This window comes from Actinokineospora sp. NPDC004072, assembly GCF_053604195.1.
Genome location: NZ_JBSGHB010000001.1, coordinates 117,077 through 140,059 on the forward strand (window position 1 = coordinate 117,077; position 22,983 = coordinate 140,059).

A 22,983-nucleotide genomic window follows, 5' to 3' on the forward strand; every position below is an offset into this window, starting at 1 on the left:
ACGACCCCGCTCGCCGTCGCGCCGCCGTGCCTTCCGCCGCTACCGCGCCCCCGCTGCTACCCGCCCGCTGCCGGGTCGCCCGCCACGACCCCGCTCGCCGCCGCGCCGCCGTGCCTTCCGCCGCTACCGCGCCCCCGCTGCTACTCACCCGCTGCCGGGTCGCCCGCCGCGACCCCGCTCGCCGTCGTGCCTTCCGCCGCTACTGCGCCCCCGCTACTACCACGCCACCGCTTCTACCCACCCACTGCCGCCCCGCCCGCCACCGCCCCGCCCGCCACCGCCCCGCCCGTCGCTGCGCTTCTTTGCTGCCCACTCACCTCGTTGCGGCACTAGCTGCGCCGCCTCGCCTCCGTGCCTTGTCTCGGCACCTGCGTCTTTCCGCTGCCCGCCCCCTCTCGGTCACACAATTTTCCTTTCCACTATTCACTATCTTGATAACGGGGAATCCCCCCCAGGGTGATGTGGAGGAGAGGGGCAAGGTGGAGTAGCTCCAGGCCCAAACAAAAGCGCCTCGAAGGGAGACCCGCTAAGGCCGACTCGCGTGAGGGCCGCTGCCTACACCAGTCGGCCGCCGCGGAGGCGGATGGTGAAGCCGGTGGGGGAGGGGGTGAGGGTGACCTCGATGTCCAACTGGTGGGTCAGCCAGAGGCCGAGGCCGCCCGATTCCTTCTGGACCGGCTGCAAGCCCGCGTACGGGTCCGCAGGACCGGGGCCCGTGTCGTGGACCGTGATCAACATTCGATCCGCCGTGGACCAGATTCGCAGGGTCGTCGGGGCTCCGCCGTGGATCAGGGCGTTGGTGGTGGCTTCGGAGGTGCCGAAGACCAGGTCGTCCTGGACTTGGGGTGGGAGGGCGGTGGGGGTGGTGGCTTCGACGGCTCGGCGGGCTTGGGCTGGGGACGGGTTGGTGAGGCTGACCTGGGGCGGGGTGGATTCCAGGGGATCGGGGATGGTGGGGGGCGGGGTGTAGGCGCTGGTGTAGCGGGGGTTGGGGACGCTCCGGCCGGACGGGGAGAGCAGGTGCGGATGGGTTCGCTCGACGGCGGATCTGACGTGGGGGGAGATCGCCGTCGCGTCGTAGAGGCAGACGCTGCGGATGGGGTAGTCGTCCCAGAGGGTGTTGACCGCCCATTCGTAGCGGTCCCAGCCGGTGAAGCGGCCGCCGTTGCCCTCGTGCGGGACGTCGCCCGCGATCCTGATCCGGGGGGCGCCCGCGGTGGTGTGCTCCTGGAACAGCTTGCGGTAGGAGGCGATCGCCCGCGCCGGGGTCGCGTACAGGGTGCGGCCGATGAAGCGGACGCCCGACGGGTTCGACACCCAGGTGCGCAGCAGCTCGGACTTGCGGTCGTCGTAGCCGATGATGATCGGCTCCCCGCAGGCCAGGCCCTCCTCGACGAACGGGACGATGAGCGCGCGGAACTCCGCGTCGGAGGCGTAGAAGCCCGCCTCGTGGTGGTGCCCTGCTCTCATGCCGCCACCCGTTCGACCCGCACGTGGCGCAGGTCGATGAAGTCGGACAGCCGGGCGGCGACCGGGCAGGGCGTCCACAGCACCGCCGACGAGCCCGCCCCGCCGAGGAGCGCGTCGAGGCGGGTGAGGGCGCGGTGGTCGATGAAGTGCAGGCCGCGGCCGTCGATCCGCAGCACGTCGGTGCGGAACAGGGGCAGGGTGCGGTCGAGGGTGGTGGTGAACGCGGTGACGCTGGAGGCGTCCAGCTCGCCGCTCAAGGCGAACTCGGCGGGGCCGTCGGCGTAGATGCGGAACAGGCTGGACCCGGCGTTGGTGAACGGGTGCAGGCAGACCAGCTCGGCGGCGGCCGACCGGCCCATCCGGTCGAGGTCGAAGGCGCAGGCCGCGGAGACCGGCCGCGTGCTCATCTGCTGGTCCATGAGGTACTCGAACCGCGCGTACGCCGCCCGGTGCTCGGGGGTGAGCGCCACGGCGGTGGCGTCCACGACCGAGCGGAGCCCGGTGCGCCCGTCGGCCACGGCCGCGTCCACCGCCCGCAGCCGCTTGCGGACCGTCGCGGCCGGGTCCACGGCGTCACCGTCGAAGTCGAAGAAGTCCTCGACCGCCGCGACCCGCAGGCCCGGCAGGTCGGCCAGCTCCCCGTCCCCGCCGACGAACTCCACGCGCTGGCCCTCCGCGATCCCGTCGGCGAGGTACTCCCGGGCCCGGGCGATGAACTCGGCGCGGTCCCGGTACGCCCAGCCCAGATGTCCGAACGGGCGCAGCCCGGCGGCCGAATCGACGACGCCGTGTGCGCGCATACGGGCACGATACCTCCCCCAGGTGCCTGCTCACCCGTCGGTGAGGAGCGCGTACGCCCGGACCGGGAACGTCCCCATCCCGACCATCGCCACCGGCGCGGCGTGGAAGCGGAACCCGGTGGCGGGCAGCCGGTCGAGGCCGCGCAGGTGCTCGACGACCGGCACGCCCGCGGCCAGCAGCGCGGTGTGGGTGGGCCGGGCCAGGTCGGCGAGGTCGTCGATGTTCACCGAGTCGATGCCGACCAGCGCGGGCTGCCGCTCGGCCAGCCACGCCGCGGCCGCCGCGGTGACGAACGGGTGGTCGGCCCCGCCGTAGGCCGGGGTGCGCCAGTGCCGGTCCCAGCCGGTGCGCACGAGCACGGCGCGGCCGGTCACGTCGTGGTCGGCGAAGGCGTCGACGTCGACGGCGCGGCCGGCGGCCTCGACCACCAGGCCGTCGAGGTCGACCAGCCGGGCGAGGTCGAGCCCGGCCAGGTCGGCGCCGCCGGGGAAGCGGTGGAAGGGGGCGTCGAGGTAGGTGCCGGTGTTGGAGAGCAGGGTGACGGTCCCGATCTGGAACTCCACGCCCTCGGCGTAGCGGCCGCGGGAGTCGGCGCGGCTGAGGTGGTCGCCGATCACCGGGCCGGGCAGTCCGGGGTAGGTGGTCATGCCGTGCTCGACCGCGTGGGCCAGATCGATGACTCGCTTCATGCGCCCATCATCGACGTATCGATGATGACTTCGAGCGTGCGGGGCCCGTGCACGCCCTCGACCCGCTCCAGCTCGATGTCGCTGGTGGCCGACGGGCCGCTGATCCAGGTCTGGGTGCGCACCCCGGCCAGCGCGGCCACCGCGTCGGGGACGCCGGGCACGACCTGGTCGGCGCGCACGACCACGACGTGGTGGTCGGGGACCAGGGTGAACGCGCGGGCGCCCTGGTCGGGGGCGTCGTGGTCGATGACGATCGTGCCGGTGTCGGCGATGGCGACCGCGCAGCCGGTGATGACCCCGGCGACCTGGTCCAGCTCGGCGACGGTGCGCGGGCGCCGGTCGCCGCCCCACGCGCGCGGGCAGCCGGGGGCGGCGGCGAAGGGCCTGCCGCCGATCGCGGCGGGGACGTCGTCGGTGAGGTGCACGATCGCCCGGTAGTCGCGCAGCACCTCGGCGAAGCGGTCGAGGTCGCCGGGGCCGCGGGAGCCCGCACGGCGGTACTCGCGGGGCACGATGGCGGTGGGCCGGTCGGTCAGGGCGCCGCGGATGCGGGCGAGGATGACGTCGCGGGCTGAGGTGGTCATCGGCTCTCCCACCAGTCGCGGAAGGGCTGGCGCGGGAACGGGGGCAGGTCGCGGGCGCGGGTCCAGCTCGACAGCGGGGGCGGCAGGGCGGAGCCGCGGCCGAGCAGGCGGCCGAGGCGGCCGGCGCGCAGGAGCCGCCGCCACCGCTTGTGGTCGGACATCGCCCACGCCGCGACGCGCATCGCGGCGGCCTCGGGGGCGGGCTTGGGGGCGCGGTCGCGCAGGTGCACCAGCATCGACGGGATGTCGATGGCGACCGGGCAGACCTCGTAGCAGACCCCGCACAGCGACGAGGCGAACGGCAGGGTCGCGTTGCGGTCGACCCCGGTGAGCTGGGGGGACAGGACCGCGCCGATGGGCCCGGGGTAGGTGGAGCCGTAGGCGTGGCCGCCGGTGCGCTCGTAGACCGGGCAGGAGTTGAGGCAGGCCGAGCAGCGGATGCAGCGCAGGGCGGCGCGGCCGCGGGGGTCGGCGAGGGTGGCGGTGCGGCCGTTGTCGACCAGCACGACGTGGCTGGTCTGGCCCTCGGTCGGCCCGGTCCACACCGAGGTGTAGGGGTTCATCCGCTCGCCGGTGGAGGAGCGGGGGAGCAGCTGCAGGAAGACCTCCAGGTCCTGCCAGCTGGGGAGCAGCTTCTCGATGCCGACCACGCTGATGAGGGTGCGCGGCAGCGTCAGGCACATGCGCCCGTTGCCCTCGGACTCGACCACGACCAGCGCGCCGGTCTCGGCGATGGCGAAGTTGGCCCCGGAGATGGCCACGTCCACGGTCAGGAATTTGTGGCGCAGGTGGGCGCGGGCGGCGTCGGCCAGCGCGCTGGGCTCGTCGGTCAGGCCGGTGGCGCCCATGCCGCGCTCGAAGATCTCGCGGATCTCGGCGCGGTTGCGGTGGATGGCCGGGACCAGGATGTGGCTGGGCCGGTCGTGCCCGAGCTGGATGATCAGCTCGGCGAGGTCGGTCTCCACGGCGTCGACGCCCGCGGCGGCCAGCGCCTCGTTGAGGCCGATCTCGGCGGTGGCCATCGACTTGACCTTGATGACCTCGCGCGTGCCGGTCGCGGTGACCAGGTCGGTGACGATGCGGGTGGCCTCGGCGGCGTCGCGGGCCCAGTGGACGGTCGTGCCGCGCTCGGTGAGGGCGGACTCGAACCGCAGCAGGTGGGTGTCGAGGTTGGCCAGCACGTCGTCCTTGATGGCCGCCCCGGCGGCGCGCAGGGCGGCCCAGTCGGGCAGCTCGTCGACGACGGCGGCGCGCTTGGCGCGGATCGTGCCGGTGGCCTTGGCCAGGTTGCGCCGCAGCTGCGGGTTGTCCAGCGCGGTGCGGGCGGCCTCGGGGAAGGGGGCGCCGGTGAGGTTGCCGGTGCCGCGGGGCATGCCGAGGTAGGTCATGTCGCCGCCAGGATCTCGGCCAGGTGCCGGGTCCGCACGCCGCTGCGCAGCCGGGACAGGCCGCCGCCGATGTGCATCAGGCAGGAGGAGTCCCCCGCGGTGAGCACCTTCGCGCCGGTGGCGGCGACGGCGGTCATCTTGTCGGCGAGCATGGCGGTGGAGGTGTCGGCGTTCTTCACCGCGAAGGTGCCGCCGAAGCCGCAGCAGGTCTCGGCGGCGGGCAGCTCCACCAGGTCGATGCCGCGCACGGCCCGCAGCAGCCGCAGCGGCCGGTCGCCGACGCCGAGGATGCGCAGCGAGTGGCAGGTGGGGTGGTAGGTGACGCGGTACGGGAAGTACGCCCCGACGTCGGTCACCCCGAGGATGTCGACCAGGAACTCCGAGAGCTCGTAGGTCTTGGCGGCGACGGCGGCCGCCGCGTCGGCCAGGCCGGGGTCGCCGTGCTCGCGGGCGACGGACTCGTGCTGGTGGCGGATCGAGCCCGCGCAGGAGCCCGACGGCGCGACCACGACGTCGGCGTCGGCGAAGGCGGCGACGTGGTTGGCCACCAGCGGCACGGCCTGCTCGGCGTAGCCGGTGTTGATGTGCATCTGCCCGCAGCAGGTCTGCCGCTGCGGCACGACCACCTCGTGGCCCAACCGCTCCAGCAGCGCCACGGTCGCCTTGCCGACGTCGGGGAACAGCCCGTCGACCAGGCACGTGACGAACAGCGCGACCCTCACACCCCGGCACTCTAGACGGCGATCGCCGAACCGACCCGCGGTGTCATTCGCGCGTGAGCAGGTCGGCGACGGCGTCCACCGAAAGGGTGCGGTAGCCGGCGTCGTCGAACAGGACGGTGATCCGGTCCTGACTGGACTCGGTGACCACGCCGTGCCCCCACTTGCTGTGGCGCACGGAGGCGTTCAGCGGGAACTCGGCGCTGGCCGGTCCCGTGGGGCGGGCGGTGCCCGCGTCGCAGTTGTCGCAGTTGCCGCACGGGTCGGGCAGGTCCTCGCCGAAGTAGGCGAGCAGGCGGATGCGCCTGCACCCGGTCGTCTCGGCGTAGGCGCGGACCATCTCCACCCGGGTGCGGACCAGCCGCTCGCGGGCCTCTGCGGTCTCGACCGCCCGGTCGACCGGGTCCGGGGCGTCGGTGGGGCGCAGCCTCCCCTCGGCGTCGGCGGTGACCGCGCCCGCCTCCTCCAGCAGGTTCATCGCCCGGGTGGTGCGGCCGGGGGCGGCGTCGACGGCGGCGCGGACCTCGCCCGGCGCCAGCGGCTCGTCGTGGGCGTCCAGCACGCGGGCGACCTCGCCGATGGTGTCCTCGGGGGTGCCCGACGCGGTGAGGAAGCGTTGCAGGCCCAGGTCCTCGGACCGGTAGCAGAGCACGGCGTCGGCGGGCTCGCCGTCGCGGCCCGCGCGGCCGATCTGCTGGTAGTAGGAGTCGAGGGAATCGGGCACCGAGGCGTGCACGACGAACCGCACGTCCGGCTTGTCGATGCCCATGCCGAACGCGGAGGTGGCCACCACGACGTCGACCGCGCCGCTCAGGAAGTCCTCGTGCACCCGCTCGCGGTCGCCCGCGGCCATGCCGGCGTGGTAGTGCGCCACCCGCACACCCGCGGCCGCCAGTTCCCCCGCGTAGTACTCGGTGTCCTTGCGCGTGGCGGCGTACAGCAAGCCGACGCCGGAGCGCTCGCGCACGGCGTCGACCACGGCGGCGCGCTTGCGGTCGTCGGAGGTGAACCGGTCGACGGCCAGGTGCAGGTTGGGCCGGTCGAAGCTGGCCATGACCTCGCGGTGGTCGCGCAGGCCCAGCCTGCGCGCGATGTCCTGGCGCACCGGCGGGGCGGCGGTGGCGGTGAGCGCGACGGCCCTGGGGTGGCCGAGCCGCTGCAGCACCGGTCCCAGGCGCAGGTAGTCGGGGCGGAAGTCGTGGCCCCAGGTGGAGACGCAGTGCGCCTCGTCCACCACGAACAGCGAGACCCCCAGCTCGGCCAGGGCGTCGACCAGCTCGTCCTTGGCCAGCTGCTCGGGGGAGAGGAAGACGTACTCGGCGGTGCCGTCGCCGAGCGCGGCCCACGCCGCGCGGTTCTCGGCCTCGGACTGCGCGGAGTTGAGCACCACGGCGTCGGGGGCGCGGCTGCCCTCGATGCCCTCCTGCTGGTCCTGCTGCAGGGCGATCAGCGGCGAGACGACCACCGTCGGGCCGTCGAGCAGCAGCGCGGGCACCTGGTAGATCGCCGACTTGCCCGCCCCGGTCGGCAGCACGGCGAGCACGTCGCGGCCCGCCATGATGTGCTCCATCGCCGCGAGCTGCTCGGGGTGCAGCCGGGGCCAGCCGAAGGTCTCCGCGGCCAGCCGCCGCAGCCGATCGCTTTGCGTCACCGCCCCGGCGTACCACCCGGGGCCGCGGTTCATGCCGGTCAGCGGGGGTGGTTGGGCAGGTTGTCCGGCGGCTCGATGCGCAGCGCCTTGGCGACGGGCACATCGGTGGAGGAGTGCAGGGCGATCGAGAGGGCGATGGTGACCGCCACCAGGTCGAACACCTCCTGGGCGTTGGGGATGCCCGACTGGAGGGCGAGCAGGCCGTAGATGACCGAGGCGAAGCCCTTGGGCCCGAACCAGGCCACGACGGTGCGCTCGGCGGGCGGCAGCGGGGTGCGCACCAGCGACAGCCCCATCGCCGCGGGCCGGACCACCAGGATGGCCAGGACCGCCACTGCCCAGGCGCCCGCGCCCAGGTGCAGCAGCCGGTCGGGGGTGATGAGCGCGCCGAAGACCAGCAGCGCGGCGAACTTGGTGACCTCGGAGAGCAGGTCACCGAAGCGCTCGAAGCAGGCGGCGGCCGTGGGGTCCAGGGTGGCCAGGGTGGACCCGGCGGCGAAGGCGGCCAGGTAGGGGTTGGCGTCGGTGAGGTGGCAGGTGGCGTAGAGGACGACCGCGACGGCCAGCGGGCCGAGGGCGTGCAGCCGCGGCTCCGCGGTGAGCACCCGCAGCCGCCACGCCGCGGTGACCACCGCGGGCACCGCGATCCCCAGCGCCAGCCCGGCGACCAGCTCCAGCGCGATCGTCCCCGGGTGCGGGTCCTGGTGGGCGGCGACGGCGAGGAAGACCAGCACGAACGGCAGCGCCAGCCCGTCGTTGAGCCCGGACTCGACGTTGAGCAGCCCCCGCACCCGGGCGGGGACGTCCCGGCGCCCGACGATCGCCGCGGCGAAGACCGGGTCGGTGGGCGACAGGATCGCCCCGAGCAGCAGCGCCGTCGCCCAGTCCAACCCGGCCAGGTAGTGCGCCGGGACCGCGATGCCGACCATCGTCAGCGGCATCGCCAGCCCCAGCGCCCGCCCGGACAGCCGCCACCCGTCCCGCAGCGCCCGCACGTTGGCCCGCTGCCCGTCGGTGAACAGCACGGTGAACAGCGCCAGGTCGGCCAGCCCGGTGAGGAACCCGCCGTCCACGGGCACCTCGACCCACCCCAACCCACCCGGCCCGATCACCGCCCCCGAGAGCAGGAACAGCAACGCCGTCGACAGCACCGTCCGCGCCGCCACCCCGGAGAGCGACACGCTCACCAGCAGCACCACGCCGAACGCCAGCACCAGGGCCACAGCCCCACCCTGCTGGACCCCGCCCCGCCGCGCTCGGCGGAGCTCCTCGCGCCGGTGCTCGACGCCTGCAACCACGCCACTGACGTGGCCTTCGGCGGTGGGGTGTTCTTCCGCCTACCGGCTGGCCTGCCACTCAGCCCGGGTGATGGCGTACTCGACCTCGCCGTGCTCGTCGCCGGGGATGGGGGTGGGCCAGGGCTGGTGGAAGGTGCGGATGTAGCGCAGGCCGGACTTCTCCATGACACGGCGGGAGGCGGTGTTGACGGTCATGGTCTCGGCGAAGACGCGGTGGACGCCGAGGGTGGTGAAGCCCTTGGCGATGAGCGCGCGGGAGCCCTCGGTGGCGAGGCCGCGGCCCCAGGCCGCGCGGCGCAGGCGGTAGCCCAGCTCGATGCCGTCGCGGTCGCCGTCGGGGTGCGGGCGGAAGTGGAACCAGCCGAGGAAGCCACCGCGCGCCTTGTCCACCGCGGCCCAGTAGCCGAAGTCGTCGCCGCGGTCGTAGTAGGACAGCCAGGCGGGGATGATCTCGTTGCGGACCTCCTCCCGCGGGGTGGGTTCGCCGCCGGAGAGGTAGCGCATCACCTCGGGGTCGCTGTCCAGGTCCACGATGAGGTCGACGTCGTCCGCGGTGAACCGGCGCAGGACCATCCGCTCGGTCTCCAGGTACACGTGCACGCGGCCATCGTCGGTGGCCGCGTGCACCGCGGGCCAGCGAATATCAGTAGACCGCCAGCTCGTAGAGCGAGTAGCCGTGCCGGGTGCCGCGCCGCTCGCCGTGCATCCGCACGTACCGCGCCTCGGTCGTCGGGAAGGTCAGCACGTCGAGGCCGCCGGTGCCTGCGGTCACCGCCGCTGCGGTGCGCCAGGTGGCGCCGTCGGTCGAGGTCTCGATGCGGTAGGCCGCGCCGTAGGCGGCCTCCCAGTGCAGGGCCACCCGGCTGACCGGCCGGACCGAGCCCAGGTCCACGCGCAGCCACTCGCCGTCGCGGTTGGTGCTGGCCCACCGGGTGCGCCGGTCGCCGTCGACGGCGCGGTGCGGCCGCAGGTCCTCCAGCAGGTTGAACTCCGAGCTGCTGGCCGTGGCGGCGCGCGCGAGGTTGACCGGCGGGGTGTGCGATTCCGCGGCGCCCATCGTGCGCAGGTACGCCTCCGCGCCGCGGATGAGGTCGTCGACGATCTCCGCGCCGCCCGCCTTGCGGATGTCCTCGATCCAGTCGGGCATCAGCCCGTAGTGGGCCATGCCGTCGTGGTTGACGTCCCAGGTGCGCTCGCCCATCGTGTACCGGTCGACCCGCACGGACCCGTCGGCGGAGGTGAACGGGTAGGTGACCGGGTCGCCGCCGGTGCGCGGGCCGGGCAGGCCGCCGATGCCGTTGGCGTCGATGCCGAAGCCGTAGCCGTCCACACCGTACTGGTCCCGTACCGGCTCGCTGCGCCGCCACTCCTGGGCGAACGCGGTCGCGCCGTGGCCGTACTGGGCGACCATGCCGCCGAGGGCGTAGATGCGCGGGAACAGCCGCGGGTCGCTCCAGCTGTGCGAGGACACCACGCCCGGGTAGCCCGCCTCCTCCAGGATGTCCAGCGTCCGGTCGGCGGCCTTGACGCTCATGTGGTCCAGCTCGACCAGCATCCCCCGCGCCATCATCCCGCGCACCATGTGCTCGCCGAGGTCCGACAGCCCGTTGACGTTGCAGTGCGGCGCGGGCGGGTACAGCGGCAGCGCGGGCACCAGCGGGGCGATCGGGTCGGGCAGGACGCCGTCGGGGGTGACGGTGTTGTCGGCCAGCTCGCCGGTGCACGTCCGCGCCTGCCAGAACCGGCCGGTGCTCAGGAAGTTGCCCGCGTTGACGAACACGCCCTGCGCCCCGGAGTCGAACCGCACGCCGCACAGCGCGTTGTCGTACTTGTGGCAGACGAACATCGACCGCACGCCCAGGGCGTGCATCTCGTCCAACCCGCGGTCGATGTCGGCCTTGCTGCACTGCGGGATGCCGAGGATCTGCCTGCACCCGAAGGGTTCCGAGGTCTCCACCCCGAGCAGCACGCCCAGCTTGCCGCTCTCGATGACCTGCCGGGCCTCCTCCTCGCTGCGCACGATCCGCAGCCACCCGCGCCCCGGGCCGCCGTTCTCGGCGTCGATGAACGCTTCCAGGTCGGTCATCATCCTGGCTTGCAGCCGCAGGGAGTCCATCTCCCCGCACGGCTGGCTCTTCAGCGGGTAGATCTCGCACAGCTGCCGGTTGGCCACCAGGTGGTTGACCATCAGCCGCAGCCCGCCGCGCCACGCCCGCTCAATCCACTTGTAGTAGGCGGCCTGGTGGGTCAGGGAGTCGTGGGCGGGCCAGTCGGCGAAGGTGGGCCAGCCGGTCGGGTCGTGGGTGCCCACGGGGCTGCCGTTGCGGGTGAAGTTCTCGAACCAGGCCAGCTCGCCGTTGGGGTGGTGGTCGCGGCAGTCGGTCAGCGCGGCGGCCGGGCCCTCCGGGTGGAACACCTCGCCGCAGATGAGGTTGCCGCCGAAGGCCACGTCCGACATGACGTGGTTGTGGGCGTCGAGCAGCCCGGAGACGCTCCCGTCGGGCAGCGTCCCGGCGAACGGCTCGCCGACCACCCCGACCTCCGACCCGGCGGCCGATGCCGGTGGCGACCCCTGCGCAGGCGGGGCGGCCAGCGCGCCGACGGCGGCCAGCACGGCCATCCCGAGGATCAGTGGACGACGGGACATGGCGGCCTCCTCCGCACCGGGGTGACGGCCGACCATACTCGTGAATCCGATTCACGTATAGGTCCGTTCCGGGGACGTGCGAAGGCCCGGCGCGCGGTGCGCGCCGGGCCTTGGCGGAAAGCGCCCGTCAGGCTTGCGTCGGGGACTTCAGGCAGTACAGCGTCTTCGGCTCCGGGTAGTCCAGCACGACGCCGTCCGGGCAGTCGTCCTCGGACTGGATCTTGGCGATCTTCATCGCGCCCGGGGTCGTGCACGGCGCCTTCGGGTAGCCCATCGACGAGCCCTCCAGCTGGTGGCACTCGCCGTCGAACAGGATCGGCACCAGGCACAGCTTCGAGTCCGGGCCGCGGCGGTTGCTCTCGGTGTACTCGTCGTACTTGCCGCCGCAGCTCTCCGAAGTGGACGACAGCACCTTGCCGACGGTGTAGTTCGCCTCCGGCGCGGTGCAGTCCACGGTGCTGAAGTCGGGGCTGCTCGCCGTGCCGGTCACGCTGGCGCAGTCACCCGCCTTCGTCTGCGCGGCGTCGCTGCCGAAGTAATTGATCGCGTAGGCCACGCCACCGGCAACCACGAGCGCGACGACGAAACCGAGCACGCGCTTGGCCACGCTCGGCTTCTTCCCGGGCGTGGTCGGCTGACCGGGCGTTTCAACAGTCATTTCAGAATCCCAGATATCCGTAGTTCCCCAGTACCTCGGTTGAGGTGCGCGGCGGATGTTAGCCAGGTCACGATCAGGTGTCGGACGCGGGGGCATCACCGGAACAGCCGGACCGGGACCGCGGCCGCCATCGCCGCCATGCCCGCGTCGTTGGGGTGCAGGTGGTCGCCGCTGTCGTAGTCGGGCCTGAGCCGCTGGTGATCGGCCGGATCGCGCAGCGCGCGGTCGAAATCGATCACGGCGTCGTAGTCGCCGCTGCCGCGGATCCAGGCGTTGACGGCTTGGCGCTTGGCCTCGTTCTCCGGGCTGTAGAAGCCGAGCGTGTCGTTCTTGAACGGCGTGATGGTGCCGCCGTAGACGCGCAGGCCAGCCGCGTGCGCGCGGGCGATGAGCTGCTGGTGCGCGCCGATGATCTCCTCGGCGGTGACCGCCTCCGACAGCGGGGCCGAGGTCCCCGGGTGGCCGAGGTCGTTGACCCCGAGCAGCACGATGACGTGCTCCACGCCGGGCTGGGCCAGCACATCCCGGTCGAAGCGGCGCAGCGCGGCCTGCCCGAAGTACGCCGCGTAGCCCTCGGCGGGGTGGCCTGCGGGCGGGTTCGGGTCGTGCAGCAGCCGGTTGCCCGCCACGCCCAGGTTGAGCATCCCGGTGTGCGGCAGGCGTTCGGCGAGCAGGTCGGGGTAGCGGTGGTTGGCGCCGACGGCGGTCTCGGCGCCGTTGGTGATCGAGTCGCCCAGCGCCACCACCGCGGCCGCACGCGGGTGTCGGGTGTGGACGATCACACCGGAGAGGAAGTACCACTGGGTGATCGTGTCCGTCGCCGTGACCGATCGATCACCCGTGGTGTTGCCCGATGAGATCACGTTCTCCTGGTAGGCGAATCCGTGCACAGTGGTCACCCGGGTGGCCGCCGGCAGGTAGATGCTGATCACCAGGTCGGCGGCCGCGGGCAGGCGCAGGTCCACCGGGTCGCTGAGCAGGGGGGCGCCCGCGGGGACCGCCACCGCGCGCAGGCCGCCGAAGGTCACCGCGCGGTCGGTCGCCGGATCGATGTCGGTGCCCGTCGCGCCCGCGCGGCGGGCGACCCGCACCTCGCCGACGCGCAGCGGGGTGCTGCCGAACTCGTTGGTCAGGCGCAGCCGCACCCGGTCGCCGCCGATGCTGGTGCGCACGACCTGCCGCACGGTCTGGTCGCGCAGCTCCCTGGTCGCGGACGCGGGCGTCGCGGTGGGCACGGCGGCCCAGGTGCCGACCCACTTCGGCTGCGGGCTGGCGGCGCCCGTCGTCGTCCAGCCGCCGAGCAGCAGGGCCAAGGCGGTCAACAGCAGGACCAGGCGAGAGGATCGGGGCATGGGACGCCTCCTCGGCGATCCGGAAAGTTTCCGGAAGAACCTAGAAGCGCTCGCCCCGCGGTGTCAACGATCGGCGGGCGGGGCCGTGCTGTCGCGGACCACCAGCTCGGTGGCCAGCTCCACGCGCGGGCTGTCGATCTCCTCGCCCGCCAGCAGCCGCCGCACCGTGCGCACGGCCAGCTTGCCCATCTCGGCCATCGGCTGGCGGATGGTGGTCAGCGGCGGGGCCGACCAGCGCGCCTCCGGCAGGTCGTCGAAGCCGACCACGCTGACGTCCTCGGGCACCCGCAGCCCCCGCCGCCGCAGCGCCTCGCACACCCCGAGCGCCATCTGGTCGCTGGCGGCGAACACCGCCGTCGGCGGCGCGTCCAGCGCCCACAGCCGCTCGCCTGCCCGGAACCCGGACTCGTAGTCGAACGCGCCCGGGGCGATCAGCTCCGGGTCGACGGCCAGGCCCGCGGTCTCCAGCCCGGCCCGGTAGCCGTCCAGCCGGGCCCGGCTGCACCACAGCTCCGGGCGCCCGGCGACGAACCCGATGCGCCGGTGGCCCAGCCGGATCAGGTGCTCGGTCGCGGTCAGCCCGCCCGCCCAGTTCGTCGCGCCGATGGTCGGCACGTCCAGGCTCGGCACGCCGGCCGGGTCGACCACGACCGCGGGCACGTGCAGGTCGCGCAGCTCGGCGTGCAGGGCGGGGTCGAGGTCGGTGGTCACCAGGATCGCCCCGTCGCTGGCCCGCGCGCGCACGTTGTCCAGCCACTGCCGCGTCGAGCCGGAGTGCCGGTGGATCGCGGAGACGACGGTGCCGATCCCGGCCGCGTGCGCGGCGTCCTCCACGCCCCGGATGATCTCCACCGCCCACGGGCTGTCCAGGTCGTTGAAGACCAGGTCGAGCAGGCCGATGCCGCTGGGGGCCGCCCCCCGCCTGCGGTAGCCGTGGTCGCGCAGCAGGGCCTCGACCCGCTCCCGGGTCGCCGGGGCGACGTCGCCCCGGCCGTTGAGCACACGCGAGACCGTGGGGGCGGAGACCCCGGCCGCCGCGGCGATGTCCGAGATCGTCACGGCGGGACGCTGGCTGGCCACGGGCTCCTCCTTCTCGACCGATCGGGCCTTGACGGTCGCACAGCGCGCACTCTAGCGTTCCGCGGCAGCGCATTCCGGAATATTGCCGAAATTTATCGCTGGGGATACCGGAGAAGCAGGAGACTCGATGAAGCCCCTCCGCATGGTCACCACCGCACTGCTCGCCACGGCGCTGGCCGTCCCGCTCGTGGTCCCGGCCACCGCGACGGCCCTGGAGCGCCCCCAGCCGCCCGGCCAGGCCAAGAAGGACACCCTGCGGTGGGCGGCGCCCAAGGGGTTCGTGATCGGCACGGCGGTCGCGGGCGGCGGCCACCACGAGAGCCAGCCCTACCCCGACCCCTTCAGCTCCGACCAGCCCTACCGCGCGGCGCTGGCCGCGGAGTTCAGCTCGGTCTCCCCCGAGAACCAGATGAAGTGGGAGTACATCCACCCCGAGCGCGACCGTTACAACTTCGCCGCCGCCGACGCCATCGTCGACTTCGCCCGCCGCAACGGCCAGGTCGTGCGCGGGCACACCCTGCTGTGGCACAGCCAGAACCCGGCATGGCTGGAGCAGGGCGACTTCACCGCCGAGGAGCTGCGCGCGATCCTGCGCGAGCACATCACCACCGTCGTCGGCCGCTACAAGGGCCGCATCCACCAGTGGGACGTCGCCAACGAGATCTTCGACGACGCGGGCAACCTGCGCACCCGGGACAACATCTGGATCCGCGAGCTCGGCCCGGGCATCGTCGCCGACGCCTTCCGCTGGGCCCGCCAGGCCGACCCCAAGGCGCAGCTGTTCTTCAACGACTACGGCGTCGAGGGCATCAACGCCAAGAGCAACGCCTACCTGGCGCTGGTCAAGCAGTTCCAGGCCGACGGCGTGCCGGTCGACGGCTTCTCCGCCCAGGCGCACCTGAGCCTGCGCTACGGCTTCCCCGCCGACCTCGCCGACAACCTGCGCCGCTTCGCCCGCTTGGGCCTGCGCACCGCGATCACCGAGGTGGACGTGCGGATGGACCTGCCTGCGAGCGGCGCCCCGACCCAGGAGCAGCTGGCCAAGCAGGCCGAGTACTACCAGCGCGCGCTGGACGCCTGCCTGAGCGTGCGCGGCTGCGACTCCTTCACCATCTGGGGCTTCACCGACAAGTACTCGTGGGTGCCGGTGTTCTTCCCCGCCGAGGGCGCGGCCACGGTCATGTGGGACGACCTGACCCGCAAGCCCGCCTACTCCGCGCTGCGGCAGTCGTTGCAGGAAGCCGCGGACTGGCGCAGGTAGCCCCCGCCCGCTCCGCTAGCCCCAGATCCGGCGCCCCGCGAGCCAGGTGCCCAGCACCTCGACGTCCGCGGGGCGCTCGGCCGTGGTCGGGTCGGCCGACAGCAGCACCAGGTCGGCCTGCTTGCCCACGGCGATGGCGCCGCGCTCGTGCTCGGCGAAGGCCTGGTAGGCCGAGCCCGCGGTGTAGGCGGTCAGCGCGGTCTCGCCGTCGATGCGCTGCTCGGGGACCCAGCCGCCGGGCGGGTCGCCCGCGAGGGTCTGCCGGGTCATGGCGACGTGGATGCCGTCGAGCGGGCGCAGCGAGTCCACCGGCCAGTCGCTGCCGAAGGACACCCGGGTCGCCGCGGCCAGGGTCCGGATCGGGTACTGGGCCGCGGCGCGCTCGGGTCCGATGCGGGGGATGGTCAGCTCGGTCTGGGCCGGGTCGAGCTGGGCCCAGTACGGCTGCAGGTTGGCGATCACCCCCAGCGCGGCGAACCTCGGCACGTCGGCCGGGTCGACCAGCTGCACGTGGGTGATCACCGGCCTGCGGTCCCGCGGCGGGTTCACCGCGGCCGCGTGCTCGATGGCGTCGAGCGCCATCCGCACGCCCGCGTCGCCGATGGCGTGCAGGTGCAGCTGGAAGCCGTCGGCGTCGAAGGCGGCCGCCGCGGCCAGCAGCTCGGGCCGGGGCCACACCGGCGCGCCGTGGGTGCACGAGCCCGCGTAGGGGGCGAGCAGCGCGGCGGTCTCGGTCTCGATCACCCCGTCGGTGAAGAACTTGACCGCGCCCGCGGTGACCAGGTCGGTGCGCACCCGCTCGCGTTCGAGCCGGAAGAGGGGGCGCTGGTCGCGCCAGTGGTCGGGGTCGGCGCGCAGGGCCAGCGACACCCGCAGGCCGGGGTTGGCCAGGTAGGCGTCGGCGAACCCGGAGCCGAGGTCGACCCAGGCGTCCTGCACCCAGGTCACCCCGGCGGCGGCGTAGTCGGCGAAAGCCGAGCGCACCGCGGCGCCCAGGTCGGACAGGCCGGGCGGGACACGGCGCAGCACCAGGTCGCAGGCCGCCCACTCGCGCAGCGTGCCCATCGGCTCCCGCACGATGCCCTCGACCGGCGAGTCGAGCGCCCCGGCCAGCTCCAGCGCCACCGTGTTGCACCAGACCGCGTGGTAGTCGCCCGCCCGCAGCACCACGGGCCGGTCGGGCACCGCGGCGTCGAGCCAGCGGGCGTCGAAGACCCCGTCGGGCGCCAGGGTCGGGTCGTAGCCCGCGCCCACGATCCACGGCTCGTCCGGGTGGGCGTCGGCGTAGTCCCGTACGGCCGCGACGACGGCATCGATGCTGCCGCGGCCGCTGACCGGCGGGCCCTGCCGCTGGAGCCCGCCGAAGATCGGGTGGGCGTGCCCGTCGCCGAAGGCGGGCATGAGGAAGCCGCCCGCCAGGTCGACTTCCACGTCACCGCGCGCGTCCGCCCCGACGGCGACCACCCGCCCACCACGCACGGCAATTGCGTCGGTGCGCCCAGTTCGCCCGGTCCACACGGTCCCGCCGCGGAAGACGGCGGTCGAGGTCTCGATCACGCCCGTATCCTGCCCGGCAGTGCTCCACGTCATGGGGTGCGGGGCAGTTGATCACGTAGTATGCCCAACCGAGTACTCGCGTCCCCCGGGGGAAGTCCGGTCGAATTCCGGCGCTGTCCCGCAACGGTAGGCCACCTCGTGGCGAGCCCGAACACCCGAGGACGCGATCTGCTCCGGACACCGTCGAGGACAGCGGGTCGGGGCCTGGCAACCGGGCTTCGTTCGCGCCATTTGAAGGGCGTGATCACATGGGCGTGCGCACAGCCGCCGGGGTCGCCATCGCGTTGGCGCTGGTCGTGGGGACCGCGCCGGTCGCAGCGGCGCAGCAGGAGCGGGTGGCCCCCGCCGAGGCCGCGGCCGCCTGGCTGGCGGGCCGGTTGGTCGGCGGCACCCACATGACCACCGAGTTCGACGGCACCGCCTACCCCGACCACGGCCTGACCGCCGATGTCGTGCTGGCCCTCGACGCGGGCGGCGTCGCCCAGGACGCCGCCGCGGCGGCCACCGGCTGGCTGGCCGCCAACAGCGGCGCCTACCTCGGCGAAGGCGGCGAGGCCTACGCCGGGGCGCACGCCAAGCTCGCCATCGTCGCCCAGGCCCAGGGCGCCGACCCCACCGACTTCGGCGGCGTCGACCTGATCGCCCGGCTCAAGTCCCTGCAGACCGAATCCGGCCGGTTCAGCGACAAGTCGGAGTTCGGCGACTACAGCAACGGCATCAGCCAGTCCCTCGCCGTGCTGGCCCTGCACCGCGCGGGCGGCGCGCCCGCCGAGGCCGTCGACTTCCTCGCAGGCGCGGCCTGCCCGGACGGCGGCTTCCGGCTGTTCATCGACGACAGCCCCTGCGTGTCCGATGTGGACACCACCGGCTACGCCGTCCAGGCGCTGCTGGCCGTCGGCCGCGACGCGGACGCGGCGCTGGACTGGCTGGAGGCCAAGCAGCAGGCCGACGGCGGCTTCCCCGGCTCGGGCCCGACCCCGGGCGTCAACGCCAACAGCACCGGCCTCGCCGCGACCGCGCTGGCCGCGGGCGGCCGCGACGCCGCCGCGGCCAAGGCGGTGGCCTACCTGCTCAAGCGCCAGGTCGACTGCGGCGGCGCGCCCGCCGCGCGCGGCGCGATCGCCTACGACACCAGCGGCTTCGACGCCGCGACCGCCGCCCGCGCCACCTCGCAGGCGATCTCGGGCTTCACCGGCGTGTCCCTGGCCGAGGTGACCGCCGACGGCGCGTCGGCCGACGCGCGCGGGCTGGTCTGCGCCACCCGGCCGCCCGCGTCCAGCACCACCACGACCACCACGACCGCGACCACCACGCCCGTGACGACCGCGCCTGCCGCGACCACGACGACGACCGCCGGGGGCGTCGTGCCCGCCGGGGACATCGACGACCTGGCCGACACCGGCGTGGAGGTCGGCCCTGCGGTCGGCCTGGGCGCGCTGCTGGTGCTCGCCGGCGCCGGGCTGCTGATCGTCGTCCGCCGCCGACTCGCGTCGTGAGGCGCTGGTCCGCCCTGGTCGCCGCGCTGGCCGCGATCGCATCCGCCGCGGCGTGGACGCCCGCCGCGGCGGCCGCGCCGTGCTCGGCGGGCGGCGGGGTGACCGTCGTGGTCGACTTCGGCGCCCTGGGCGGGGGAGCCCAGGTCGGCTGCGCCCCCGGCGACCCGGCCAGCGGGCTGCGGGCGTTGGCCGGTGCGGGCTACGGCTACACCGGGGTGCAGAGCCACCCCGGCATGGTGTGCAAGATCAACGGCCAGCCCGCGGCCGACCCGTGCAGGCGACCGCCGCCGACCACGGCGTACTGGTCGTACTGGTACGCCACCCCGGGCGGCTCCTGGACCTACAGCTCGGCCGGGGGCGGCTACCGCGACCCGGCCCCGGGCACGGTCGACGGCTGGGCGTTCGGCGCGGGCTCCCCGCCCGGCATCGCCCCGCCCGCCGCCCCGGCCCCGCCCAAGCCGCCCGCGCCGAAGCCGCCCGCGGCCACGGAGACCGCCCAGCCCACCCAGCGCCCGGAGCCGACGAGCCGGGGCCAGGCCGCGGGCAGGCCCTCGACCAGCGCCGCCACGGCGACGCCTACGGCAACGTCCACCGCGTCGTCGCCGACAACCGCATCGGCGACGACCGCCCCGGCGACCAGCTCAACGGCCACGACGACCACCACGACAGCGGTCCTGGCCGACGTGGCCCCGAGCGCGGCCGAGCCCGCGGGCGGCGGGCCGACCGGGTTCGTCATCGGCGCAGGCGCCGTGGTCCTGCTCGGCGGGCTCGCCGTCGGCGCGGCGCGGCGGCGGGCCAAGGCCGACCGGTGACGATCCACCCCGGCGCGTGGTGGCTGTGGGCGCTCGGCCTGGCCGCGCTGGCCGGGCGCACCACGAACCCGCTGCTGCTGGGGCTGGTCGCCGCCGTCGCGGGCTACGTCGTCGTGCGCTGCCGCACGCCCGCGCCGTGGGCGGCGGCCTACGGCATGTTCCTCAAGCTCGGGCTGGTCGTCATCGCGATCCGGGTGCTGTTCCACGTCCTGATCGGCGGGGTGACCGGGCCGACGGTGCTGTTCAGCCTGCCGGAGGTGCCGCTGCCGGGGGACATCAGCGTTGGCGGGCCGGTCAGCGCGGAGGGGCTGGTCTTGGCGCTCTGCCAGGGCATGCAGCTGGCGGTGCTGCTCGGCTGCGTGGGCGCGGCCAACGCCCTGGCCAACCCCAAGCGCCTGCTCAAGACGCTGCCCGCCGCGCTGTACGAGGTGAGCGTCGCGGTGGTGGTCGCGCTGACCGTGGCTCCGCAGCTCGCCGTCGCCGCGCGCGATGTGCGCCGGGCGCGGCAGCTGCGCGGTGATCCCGCGCGCGGGCGCCGGGCCGTGCGGACGCTGCTGGTGCCGGTGCTGGAGGACGCCCTGGAGCGCTCGCTGACCCTGGCCGCGGCGATGGACTCGCGCGGCTACGGGCGCACCGCCGGGCTCCCGCCGCGCACCCGGCTGCTGACCTCCGCCCTGGTCGTGGGCGGTCTGCTGGGGCTGTGCGTGGGCGCGTACGGTCTGCTGGACGTGAGCGCGCCCGCGGTCGTGGGGGTGCCGATGCTCGTGGCGGGCGTCCTGCTCGCCGTCGCCGGGCTGCGGCTCGGGGCGCGCCGGGTGCGGCGCACGACCTACCGGCCCGACCGGTGGAGCGCGCCCGCCGCGCTGATCGCCGCCTCGGGCCTGGCCGCGCTCGCCGTCACCGTCGTCGCCGAGATCATGGGGGTGGGCCTGGTGCCGCCGACCGTCCCGCTGACCTGGCCGCAGCTGCCGCTGCTGCCCGCGGCCGGGGTGCTGCTCGCGCTCGCGCCGATCGCCGTGCGGGGGCGGGCGTGATCCGCTTCAGCGACGTCACCTTCGGCTACGGCGGGCCGCCGGTGCTCTCCGGCGTGGACTTCGAGCTGCCCGAGGGCGAGCTGTGCCTGGTCGTGGGCGGCACGGGCGCGGGCAAGTCGACGCTGCTGCGCGCGATCAACGGGCTGGTCCCGCACTTCACCGGCGGCACGATGACCGGCCGGGTGACCGTCGCCGGGCGCAGCACGCGCGAGCACCCGCCGCGCGAGCTGGCCGACGTGGTCGGGATCGTGGGGCAGGACCCGGCGGCCGGGTTCGTCACCGGCACCGTGGAGGAGGAGCTGGCGTACTCGATGGAGTCGCTGGCCCTGCCCGAGCCGGTGATGCGCAAGCGCGTCGAGGAGACGCTGGACCTGCTGGGCCTGGCCGACCTGCGCGCCCGCACGCTCAGCACGCTGTCGGGCGGGCAGCAGCAGCGCGTCGCCATCGGCGCGGCGCTGACCGCCCACCCGCGGGTGCTGGTGCTCGACGAGCCGACCAGCGCGCTGGACCCGGGCGCGGCCGACGACGTGCTGGCCGCCCTGCACCGCCTGGTCCACGACCTGGGCATGACGGTGGTGATCGCCGAGCACCGGCTGGAGCGCGTCGCCCAGTACGCCGACCAGGTGCTGTGGCTGCCGGGCGGGGCGGGCGCCCCGGTGCTCGGCGACCCGGGCCCGGTGCTGGCCGCCGCGCCGGTCGCCCCGCCGGTGGTGCGGCTGGGCAGCCTGGCGGGCTGGTCGCCGCCGCCGGTGTCCATCCGGGACGCCCGGCGCAAGGCGGGTCCGCTGCGCGAGCGGCTGGCGGGGGTGGAGCCGGTCGCCCCGGTGGCCGCGGTCGGCGACGTGCTGCTGACCGCGGAGCAGGTCAGCGTCCGCTACGGCGACGCGGTGGCCGTGCGCTCGGCAGGCCTGGCGGTGCGGGCGGGGGAGCGGGTCGCCCTGATGGGCCGCAACGGGTCTGGCAAGTCCAGCCTGCTGTGGGCGCTGCAGGGGACTGGCAAACGTTCCGGAGGGACGGTCGAGGTCCTGGGGGACGACCCGGCAGCGCTCAAGCCGGCCCGCCGCCGCGCCCGCGTCGGACTGGTCCCGCAGCGCCCCGCCGACCTGCTCTACCTGCACACCACCGCGGCCGAGTGCGCCCAGGCCGACCGCGAGTCCGGCAAGCCTGCGGGCACCTGCCGGGGGATCCTCGACCGGCTGGCCCCGGGCATCGCCGGCGACAGCCACCCGCGCGACCTGTCCGAGGGCCAGCGGCTGGCCCTGGTGCTGGCGATCGCGCTCACCCCGGAGCCCGACGTGCTGCTGCTGGACGAGCCCACCCGGGGTCTGGACTACCCGGCCAAGTCCCGCTTGGCCGAGGCGCTGCGCGAGCTGGCCGCCGCGGGCCACGCCGTCGTGCTGGCCACCCACGACGTCGAGTTCGTCGCCGAGACCGCCACCCGGGTCGTGGTGCTGGCCGACGGCGAGGTCGTCGCCGACGGCTCGGCCGCCGAGGTCGTGACCGCGTCGCCGGTGTTCGCCCCGCAGGTGGCCAAGGTCCTCGCGCCTGCCCCGTGGCTCACCGTCGCCGACGTGCGCATGGCGCTGGAATCGGTCAGGGCGGGGGAATGAGCAGCCGAGTCAACGCTGTGCGCATCGGGCCGCGGGCGGCGGTCGCGGTCGGGCTGTCCGGGGTGCTGGGGATCGCCGCGTTCTGCTGGCCGCTGCTGGTCGACCCGGGCGCGGGCGTGGCGCAGGGCGGCCACGCGCCGCTGACCTTCGCGCTGCTGCTGCCGATGGCGCTGGCCGTGGTGCTCGCCGAGGTCGGCGAGGGCGGGATGGACGCCAAGGCCGTCGCCATGCTCGGGGTGCTCAGCGCCCTGGGCGCGGCCATCCGCACGCTCGGCGCGGGGACGGCCGGGATCGAGACGGTGTTCTTCCTGATCATCCTGGCCGGGCGGGTGTTCGGGCCCGGCTTCGGCTGGGTGCTGGGCAACACCACGCTGTTCGCCTCGGCGCTGCTGACCGGGGGCGTGGGGCCGTGGCTGCCCTACCAGATGCTCGGCGCCGCGTGGGTCGGCATGGTCGCCGGTCTGCTGCCCCGGGCGCGCGGCTGGCTGGAGCTGGCCATGCTCGCCTGCTACGGGATGGTGGCCTCGCTGGTCTACGGGATGCTGCTGAACCTGTCCTTCTGGCCGTTCGCCCTGGGGGCGGGCACCGAGCTGTCGTTCGTGCCGGGCGACCCGGTGTGGGACAACCTCGGCAGGCTCGTGGCGTTCAGCCTGGCCACCTCGCTGGGCTGGGACATCGGCCGGGCGGTCACCACCGTCGTCCTGGTGCTGGCCACCGGCGCCGTCCTGCTGCGCGTGTTCCGCCGGGCGGCCCGGCGCGCGAGCTGGGGTGTGGCGCAGGACGCTTGATCGGCCCTATGGGCGGACGCGGCCTTCCGTTATGTTAGGCACGCCTAACTAAGGCTAGCTTTACCGATGTCGGGGCGCGCCGTTCGAA

Annotated in this window: 20 protein-coding genes and 1 riboswitch; of the genes, 6 read left to right on the plus strand and 14 right to left on the minus strand. The window is 74.4% G+C overall.

Features of this window, described 5'->3' with window-relative positions:
- Window positions 1-555: 555 nt before the first annotated feature.
- The 13 genes from ACWEPX_RS00545 to ACWEPX_RS00605 form a co-directional block, all read right to left on the minus strand.
- Window positions 556-1,470, minus strand: a complete 915-nt coding sequence (locus ACWEPX_RS00545) for an anti-sigma factor RsbA family regulatory protein (RefSeq protein ID WP_451894912.1) — start codon at window positions 1,468-1,470, stop codon at window positions 556-558.
- Entirely contained in the window at window positions 1,467-2,270 is an 804-nt protein-coding gene (locus ACWEPX_RS00550; protein ID WP_451894913.1) for an MEDS domain-containing protein, read from the minus strand. The genes ACWEPX_RS00545 and ACWEPX_RS00550 overlap by 4 nt, the downstream gene beginning before the upstream one ends.
- Window positions 2,271-2,300: 30 nt before the next feature.
- Window positions 2,301-2,960, minus strand: a complete 660-nt coding sequence (locus ACWEPX_RS00555; protein WP_451894914.1) for a cyclase family protein — start codon at window positions 2,958-2,960, stop codon at window positions 2,301-2,303.
- Entirely contained in the window at window positions 2,957-3,544 is a 588-nt protein-coding gene (locus tag ACWEPX_RS00560) for a LutC/YkgG family protein (protein ID WP_451894915.1), read from the minus strand. Before ACWEPX_RS00560 ends, ACWEPX_RS00555 begins: the two co-directional genes overlap by 4 nt.
- Window positions 3,541-4,932 (minus strand): LutB/LldF family L-lactate oxidation iron-sulfur protein, encoded by a 1,392-nt coding sequence (locus tag ACWEPX_RS00565; protein ID WP_451894916.1) that lies wholly within the window; start codon window positions 4,930-4,932, stop codon window positions 3,541-3,543. The genes ACWEPX_RS00560 and ACWEPX_RS00565 overlap by 4 nt, the downstream gene beginning before the upstream one ends.
- Entirely contained in the window at window positions 4,929-5,654 is a 726-nt protein-coding gene (locus ACWEPX_RS00570) for a (Fe-S)-binding protein (protein WP_451894917.1), read from the minus strand. Before ACWEPX_RS00570 ends, ACWEPX_RS00565 begins: the two co-directional genes overlap by 4 nt.
- A gap of 43 nt (window positions 5,655-5,697) precedes the next feature.
- Window positions 5,698-7,302, minus strand: a complete 1,605-nt coding sequence (locus ACWEPX_RS00575; RefSeq protein ID WP_451894918.1) for a RecQ family ATP-dependent DNA helicase — start codon at window positions 7,300-7,302, stop codon at window positions 5,698-5,700.
- Window positions 7,303-7,340: 38 nt separating this feature from the next.
- The gene (locus ACWEPX_RS00580) at window positions 7,341-8,525 is read right to left on the minus strand and encodes a cation:proton antiporter (protein WP_451894919.1); all 1,185 of its coding nucleotides are present in this window, start codon (window positions 8,523-8,525) and stop codon (window positions 7,341-7,343) included.
- A 114-nt stretch (window positions 8,526-8,639) separates the two neighbouring features.
- Complete coding sequence (locus tag ACWEPX_RS00585; protein ID WP_451894920.1) at window positions 8,640-9,200, minus strand: GNAT family N-acetyltransferase; 561 nt, start codon at window positions 9,198-9,200, stop codon at window positions 8,640-8,642.
- A gap of 43 nt (window positions 9,201-9,243) precedes the next feature.
- Window positions 9,244-11,247 (minus strand): galactose-binding domain-containing protein, encoded by a 2,004-nt coding sequence (locus ACWEPX_RS00590; RefSeq protein ID WP_451894921.1) that lies wholly within the window; start codon window positions 11,245-11,247, stop codon window positions 9,244-9,246.
- 127 nt (window positions 11,248-11,374) lie between these two features.
- The gene (locus ACWEPX_RS00595) at window positions 11,375-11,905 is read right to left on the minus strand and encodes an LppU/SCO3897 family protein (RefSeq protein ID WP_451894922.1); all 531 of its coding nucleotides are present in this window, start codon (window positions 11,903-11,905) and stop codon (window positions 11,375-11,377) included.
- Window positions 11,906-12,000: 95 nt separating this feature from the next.
- On the minus strand, window positions 12,001-13,257 hold the full coding sequence (locus ACWEPX_RS00600; protein WP_451894923.1) for an SGNH/GDSL hydrolase family protein: 1,257 nt from the start codon (window positions 13,255-13,257) through the stop codon (window positions 12,001-12,003).
- A gap of 63 nt (window positions 13,258-13,320) precedes the next feature.
- The gene (locus tag ACWEPX_RS00605; RefSeq protein ID WP_451894924.1) at window positions 13,321-14,337 is read right to left on the minus strand and encodes a LacI family DNA-binding transcriptional regulator; all 1,017 of its coding nucleotides are present in this window, start codon (window positions 14,335-14,337) and stop codon (window positions 13,321-13,323) included.
- A 127-nt stretch (window positions 14,338-14,464) separates the two neighbouring features.
- Here ACWEPX_RS00605 and ACWEPX_RS00610 point away from each other — a divergent pair, with 127 nt between their 5' ends.
- Window positions 14,465-15,598 carry an endo-1,4-beta-xylanase gene (locus tag ACWEPX_RS00610; RefSeq protein WP_451894925.1) on the plus strand — a complete coding sequence of 378 codons (1,134 nt, stop codon included), beginning with the start codon at window positions 14,465-14,467 and terminating at the stop codon, window positions 15,596-15,598.
- Between the two features lie 15 nt (window positions 15,599-15,613).
- Here ACWEPX_RS00610 and ACWEPX_RS00615 read toward each other — a convergent pair whose 3' ends face one another.
- The gene (locus tag ACWEPX_RS00615) at window positions 15,614-17,155 is read right to left on the minus strand and encodes an amidohydrolase (RefSeq protein ID WP_451894926.1); all 1,542 of its coding nucleotides are present in this window, start codon (window positions 17,153-17,155) and stop codon (window positions 15,614-15,616) included.
- An 88-nt stretch (window positions 17,156-17,243) separates the two neighbouring features.
- Window positions 17,244-17,312, plus strand: a riboswitch (cobalamin riboswitch).
- 91 nt (window positions 17,313-17,403) lie between these two features.
- Between ACWEPX_RS00615 and ACWEPX_RS00620 the strand changes: the two genes are divergently transcribed.
- Genes ACWEPX_RS00620 through ACWEPX_RS00640 form a run of 5 tightly spaced genes read left to right on the plus strand, consistent with a single transcriptional unit; the run spans window position 17,404 to window position 22,895 of the window.
- Window positions 17,404-18,651, plus strand: coding sequence for a peptidase (locus tag ACWEPX_RS00620; RefSeq protein ID WP_451894927.1), 1,248 nt, complete (start codon window positions 17,404-17,406; stop codon window positions 18,649-18,651).
- Window positions 18,648-19,463: a hypothetical protein gene (locus tag ACWEPX_RS00625; RefSeq protein WP_451894928.1), complete on the plus strand. Its 816-nt coding sequence runs from the start codon at window positions 18,648-18,650 to the stop codon at window positions 19,461-19,463. Before ACWEPX_RS00620 ends, ACWEPX_RS00625 begins: the two co-directional genes overlap by 4 nt.
- Window positions 19,460-20,497 carry a CbiQ family ECF transporter T component gene (locus tag ACWEPX_RS00630; protein ID WP_451894929.1) on the plus strand — a complete coding sequence of 346 codons (1,038 nt, stop codon included), beginning with the start codon at window positions 19,460-19,462 and terminating at the stop codon, window positions 20,495-20,497. The genes ACWEPX_RS00625 and ACWEPX_RS00630 overlap by 4 nt, the downstream gene beginning before the upstream one ends.
- Window positions 20,494-22,107: an ABC transporter ATP-binding protein gene (locus ACWEPX_RS00635; RefSeq protein WP_451894930.1), complete on the plus strand. Its 1,614-nt coding sequence runs from the start codon at window positions 20,494-20,496 to the stop codon at window positions 22,105-22,107. Before ACWEPX_RS00630 ends, ACWEPX_RS00635 begins: the two co-directional genes overlap by 4 nt.
- On the plus strand, window positions 22,104-22,895 hold the full coding sequence (locus ACWEPX_RS00640; protein ID WP_451894931.1) for an ECF transporter S component: 792 nt from the start codon (window positions 22,104-22,106) through the stop codon (window positions 22,893-22,895). The genes ACWEPX_RS00635 and ACWEPX_RS00640 overlap by 4 nt, the downstream gene beginning before the upstream one ends.
- The last annotated feature ends 88 nt before the right edge of the window (window positions 22,896-22,983 follow it).

Excerpts from the sequence above, each read along its gene's own strand:
- ACWEPX_RS00595 (WP_451894922.1), bottom strand. The coding sequence starts at position 11,905 with ATGACTGTTGAAACGCCCGGTCAGCCGACCACGCCCGGGAAGAAGCCG.
- ACWEPX_RS00555 (WP_451894914.1), bottom strand. The coding sequence starts at position 2,960 with ATGAAGCGAGTCATCGATCTGGCCCACGCGGTCGAGCACGGCATGACC.
- ACWEPX_RS00640 (WP_451894931.1), top strand. The coding sequence starts at position 22,104 with ATGAGCAGCCGAGTCAACGCTGTGCGCATCGGGCCGCGGGCGGCGGTC.
- ACWEPX_RS00610 (WP_451894925.1), top strand. The coding sequence starts at position 14,465 with ATGAAGCCCCTCCGCATGGTCACCACCGCACTGCTCGCCACGGCGCTG.
- ACWEPX_RS00560 (WP_451894915.1), bottom strand. The coding sequence starts at position 3,544 with ATGACCACCTCAGCCCGCGACGTCATCCTCGCCCGCATCCGCGGCGCC.
- ACWEPX_RS00550 (WP_451894913.1), bottom strand. The coding sequence starts at position 2,270 with ATGCGCGCACACGGCGTCGTCGATTCGGCCGCCGGGCTGCGCCCGTTC.
- ACWEPX_RS00545 (WP_451894912.1), bottom strand. The coding sequence starts at position 1,470 with ATGAGAGCAGGGCACCACCACGAGGCGGGCTTCTACGCCTCCGACGCG.
- ACWEPX_RS00590 (WP_451894921.1), bottom strand. The coding sequence starts at position 11,247 with ATGTCCCGTCGTCCACTGATCCTCGGGATGGCCGTGCTGGCCGCCGTC.
- ACWEPX_RS00600 (WP_451894923.1), bottom strand. The coding sequence starts at position 13,257 with ATGCCCCGATCCTCTCGCCTGGTCCTGCTGTTGACCGCCTTGGCCCTG.
- ACWEPX_RS00565 (WP_451894916.1), bottom strand. The coding sequence starts at position 4,932 with ATGACCTACCTCGGCATGCCCCGCGGCACCGGCAACCTCACCGGCGCC.
- ACWEPX_RS00620 (WP_451894927.1), top strand. The coding sequence starts at position 17,404 with ATGGGCGTGCGCACAGCCGCCGGGGTCGCCATCGCGTTGGCGCTGGTC.